The organism is Frankia gtarii (assembly GCF_025403375.1).
Lineage (GTDB): Bacteria > Actinomycetota > Actinomycetes > Frankiales > Frankiaceae > Frankia > Frankia gtarii.
This window is the reverse complement of the sequence record NZ_JAMPTM010000388.1, coordinates 1-4,861: the sequence shown is the minus strand read 5'-3', so window position 1 is coordinate 4,861 and position 4,861 is coordinate 1. Positions and strand designations below refer to the sequence as shown.

2 protein-coding genes and 2 pseudogenes are annotated in these 4,861 nt (G+C 67.2%); all 4 read right to left on the bottom strand.

The genetic code is table 11. The features are described 5' to 3' along the window. Positions 1-2,115 (bottom strand): annotated as a pseudogene (locus NBZ83_RS30060) (hypothetical protein); the annotation flags it as partial. 91 nt (positions 2,116-2,206) lie between these two features. Further along, the gene (locus NBZ83_RS30055; protein WP_261571078.1) at positions 2,207-2,545 is read right to left on the bottom strand and encodes a hypothetical protein; all 339 of its coding nucleotides are present in this window, start codon (positions 2,543-2,545) and stop codon (positions 2,207-2,209) included. Beyond that, positions 2,542-2,985 (bottom strand): YbaB/EbfC family nucleoid-associated protein, encoded by a 444-nt coding sequence (locus NBZ83_RS30050; protein ID WP_261571079.1) that lies wholly within the window; start codon positions 2,983-2,985, stop codon positions 2,542-2,544. Before NBZ83_RS30050 ends, NBZ83_RS30055 begins: the two co-directional genes overlap by 4 nt. A gap of 41 nt (positions 2,986-3,026) precedes the next feature. Continuing rightward, positions 3,027-4,861, bottom strand: a pseudogene (locus NBZ83_RS30045) (hypothetical protein); the annotation flags it as partial.

The window sequence follows — 4,861 nt, the reverse complement described above, 5'->3', positions numbered from 1 at the left end:
CCCCGGAACCGGCGGAACCGACGGAACCGACGGGCTCGACGGAACCGGGGGGCTCGGCGGAACCAGCGGGGACGACGACACCCCCGGAACCGGCGGAACCGACGGAACCGACGGGCTCGACGGAACCGGGGGGCTCGGCGGAACCAGCGGGGACGACGACACCCCCGGAACCGGCGGAACCGACGGAACCGACGGGCTCGACGGAACCAGCGGGGACGACGACACCCCCAGAACCGGCGGAACCGACGGGGACGCGATGACGTTGCTGCGCGTGGGATCGAGCTGAGGGACGGCCCAGCCCCCGAGCGCCGACTCCGATGGTCCCGTATGTCCGGTCCGCGGCGGGACCGGTCCAGGCTGGAGGAGCGTCGCGGCATCGAGCGATCGGACGTCCGGCGGGCCATCGATTGGCGCAAGGACATCGTCGGGACCACGGCCGAGCCCGGCCCCGGGCTGGGGACCGGGCTGGATCGAGGTGGCATTCGGACCGAGGACGGAGAGATCGACGTTTTTCGTGGAAGCCGTCGACGGGAGAGGATCAACCGGCACGGGAAGGTCAGCCGACGCCAGCGGCCGGATGGCCGGCGCCCGATCTTCGCGCAGACGGATGTCGGGTATCTGCGGCGGCTCGGTGGGATGATCCCTGAACTCCAATATTCCGTCGAATTTCGCAGCGCCCAGATCCAGCCGGTGTGGCTTCAGGTTCGGCCCGTTCAGCCCGGGTCCGATCCGGTCGCGTACCGACACCAGGTCATCGCTGTCGTAGTCGCTCAGCTCGGTGTCGGTAGAGCTATCCGATGCCGCGCTGAAGATGGAATCCGTGTCCGACCCGTCCGAATCGGAATCCGACACCAGGTCAATGCTCAGGTCATGGTCGTTCGGCTCGGTGTCGGTAGAGCTATCCGATGCCGCACTGAAGATGGAATCCGTGTCCGACCCGTCCGAATCAGAATCCGAGGACGATTCCAGGTTCCCGTCGGGCAGGATCGACGCGGCGTCCGGGAGATTTTTCGACCCACCGGCGGGGGGCTTCTTCGAATCCACCCCGTCGGCCGGCCCGGTCACGACGGTCGACGGACCGTCCTCGCCCTGGCCCGCACCGGGCCCGCCGTCATCGGGTCCGCCGCCCGGATTCAGCTCGGGACCGGAATTCTCCGGCCCCGGGTTGAGATTCAGACTGGCCAGGATCGCGGCCGCCTTCGGGTCGATGCCTTTGCCGCCCTTGAATCCCTTACCGAACAGGTGAGCGGCATGCTCCGTGCTGCCCTCGACAGATCCGGAGATCAGGTCATCGATGGCAGAACCGAACCCCCACTGGCCGTCTACGATCCCGCTGGCGGCGATACCGCCGCCGACTTCCATTGCCCCGGAAATCAGGGTCTCGATGGCCAGCCCGGCAAGGGGATCCTTGATGCCCTTATCAATACCGATATTTTTCAGCCAATTATCGATCTTGACAATCCCGCTATGCATGCCAGGCAGCGAGAACAGAGAGAAGCCGGCGGCGGCGAAGCCGTACTCGACCATGTGACCGATCTCGCCGCCGTCCAGCCCACCCCGCTTCCCGGCCAGGATCTGCCATGCCTGGGCCACAATCGACGAGCCGGGCATGAACAGCATCTGCATCGCGGTGATCTCGGTCGCCGTCTTCGCCGTCTCCAGAGACAGGACACGCTGGATGATCGTCCGGGTCTCGGCGATGCGGGCGGCTGCCTCCGGCTCGTCCCCGAACGCGGCCTCGATCGCCGCGATCGCGAGTTGGATCTGCATGAAGATGAACATGACGAAGCCCTGCTTGCGGGTGTAGTCCACCTGCAGTGCCTGGCTTCGCAGCAGCGTGGCCGCCGATTTCAGCAGTATGCCGGCCTTGAGCAGCAGCTTCGGTTCGCTGATGACAAACGGCAGCGTCTGGGCGGTGAAACGCCGTCCCGCTCGGCCGTGCACGGATCCCTGGACCGCACGAACAATCTTCGCCAGTTCCGGCGACAAGGTGTTGAGAACTATGTCGCCCATGCTGTCGAGCTTGTCGGCCAGGGCCCACATCTTCTTCGGATCGGCGCCGGGAAGGCGCATTCCGGTGAAGGCATAGATGGCCTCGTCCAGCGACTTGGACATCCGTTCACCTCCGAAACCCGGCGCCGATCACGACAACGCCCGTGAGGGGCCGCAGCGCGTGGCGGCGATCCTCCCCGGGCCCGCAGTGCTCTCAGCCGTGATGGCCGCCCGAGGACGGCCAGGAGGACTGCTCGGTCGTCGCGCCCTCGGTGTCGTCACCGATCTGGCGCAGGACGGACAACCGGTCTCCCTGCAGTCCGATCGCCTCCCCGAGCGCCCCGTAGATCTTCCCGAAGGCGTCCATCAACTGTTGGAACGACGACTGCGCGTACAGCGACACCTCGTCCTTGGCTCCTTCGGCGAACTTGTTCTGCCCGAGGGCCTCGGCCAGCTCGTTCCCAAAATCGATCACCATCTGGCGGAACGTGCTGAGCATCGGCACCTTCTGCGCGATCTCGTCGCCGTCGTGCAGGATCACGTCGTCGCTCACCGCCAGACCCCGTTCCCCTCGGGCGGAGCCAGTTCGCCGCCGTCATCGGGCATGTTCCGGGTGAACATCCGGGCCAGTTCGTCCACGAGCCCCTCGGCCGAATCGACCTCGGCCAGGTTGCCCACGGGGGACGGCAGTTCCAGCATCAGCTCCTGCACGCCGGCCATGACCTTGCGGCGCACCTCCTTGCGGGCCCGCTCGATCGTCTTCACCAGCAGATCGGCCAGCTCGGCCGGGGCGAGGTCCCGGTAACCGTCACCGCGGAAGGTGAGCTCGCGAAGCTCGCCTCGCCCACCCACGGTCACCGACAGCAGCTTGTTCTTGTCGGTCGTCCGGTAGGTTGTCTCCTCGCCCCGCCGCCGGATTCGTTCCGTGACCTCCTCGGTACGCGCCAACTCGGCCATCGCGGCTTCCAACTGGTTGTCGTCGAACAGCGCCATCGCGTCTGCCTTCCTGCCGGAGTTCATCCACAGCGGGGGCGTCAACGCCCCCGACGGGTCCGACTGCGATCGGGTGTGGGCGGCACGAGCGCGGGGCCGGTGGGACGGTCGGGTTCCGCGTCGGCGGGGCCGTCGCCGCGACCGACGACCGCCGGCGCGCATTCGGGGTCCGTTCCCCACACGTCCTCGTCCTCCATGAGCCACGTGTTGCGCTGACGTTCCTTGGACTGCTGGCCCTGGCCGCCGCCCATGCCGCCCATAGGCATGAACGGCATCCCGCCGCCCATGGCCGACCCGCCGGAACCCCCCGCGCCACTCAGGCCGGTGGTCCCGTCCCGGCCGAGGACGGAACTGTCGCCCGTTGCGAGTGGCTGGGAACCCGGCAGCGAGACGCCCGCCGTCCCGAAACCGCCATTCCCGGCCCCGGGAAGCATCCGGGCCATCGGCTGCGCGATGTTCCCCACCTGCACTCCCGTGCCGCCGGCGAGGGCGTGTGCCTCGGGGGTGGACACGTCCAGGCCGTCGACCGCCGTGGGGAAGAACGTCTTCGGTGTCTGCTGACCCGACAGGTCGGACGGGTTGAGCAGGCCACCGCCACCGGATCCGATGCCTGCGACGGCGCCCGGGTCGAGCGTCGACAGATCGCTCATCCCCGCCCCGGTCGTGGCGTCGGGGCTGAGCAGGCCGGCGTGCTGCAGCGTGTTCAGCTCGCCTGGGGTCACCGGCACCGAGTCCAGCAGCCCGTGCTGCTGCAGATCCGCGAGCTGGGCGGGGCTGAGGTCACCGAGCGAATCGATGCCGGTCGCGTTCGGCCCGAGCAGGCCGTCCTGACGCAACTGGTTGAGCTGCGCGTCCGTGACGGGCACATTGTCGAGCGCGCCGGAGGAGCCCAGCTCGGCCAGCTGCGCCGGGCTGAGATCACCGAGATCATGCGGCAGACCGTTGGTCGCGCCGAGCAGGCCGGCGTCGCCCAGGGTCTGCAGGTCCTGTGACGTGAGCGGGACGTTGTTCAGCAGACCGTCTCGCTGCAGCTCCTGGAGCTGCTCGGGGCTGAGGTCACCGAGCGTCCGGGCGCCGGGGGCGGCGAGACCCGCCCGTTCCAGTGCCGCCGACTGCTCCGGGGTCAACGGCACGTCGTCGAGCAGTCCGGCCTGCTGGAGCGCGCTGAGCTGCTGAGGGCTGAGGTCTCCCAGCGTCTGCGGCCCGGAGTCGTTGAGGCCGCCAAGGTCCTCGCCGTCGCCGAGGCCGTTCAGACCGCCGCCGGTGAGGTTGTTCGGGCTGTTCAGCCCGGAGAGGGCAGCCGGCCCCCCAACCAGGTTGGACAGGTCTCCCCCCGGCCCGTTCAGGCCATCACCCAGGCCGTTGCTCAACCCGTTCAGACCGTCGCCGAGACCATTGAACCCATCGCCCAGATTGTTGTTCAACCCGTTCAGGCCATCGCCCAGGCCGTTGCTCAACCCGTTCAGGCCATCACCCAGGCCGTTGCTCAACCCGTTCAAGCCGTCGCCGAGACCGTTGAGCCCATCACCCAGGCCGCCGAGACCCTTGTTCAGTCCGTCGTTCAGGCCGTTCAGGCCGTCACCCAGGCCGTCACCCAGGTTCTTGATGTTGTCATTCAGGCCGTTCAGGCCGTCACCCAGGCCGTCGTTCAGGTCCTTGATGTGGTCATTCAGACCGTTCAGATCGTCATTCAGACCGTCATTCAGGTCCTTGATGTTGTCGTTCAGGCCGTTCAGGCCGTCGTTCAGATTGTTATTCAGGTCATTGATATCGTTACCCAGGCCCTTGAAACCATCATCCAGATAGTCACCGAGATCCTTGAAGATATTGTTCAGATCATCGGGATTGAATGTCGGGTCGTTGGGGTCGTTGGGGT

Coding starts and splice junctions, on each gene's coding strand:
- NBZ83_RS30050 (WP_261571079.1), bottom strand. CDS start 2,985: ATGGCGCTGTTCGACGACAACCAGTTGGAAGCCGCGATGGCCGAGTTG.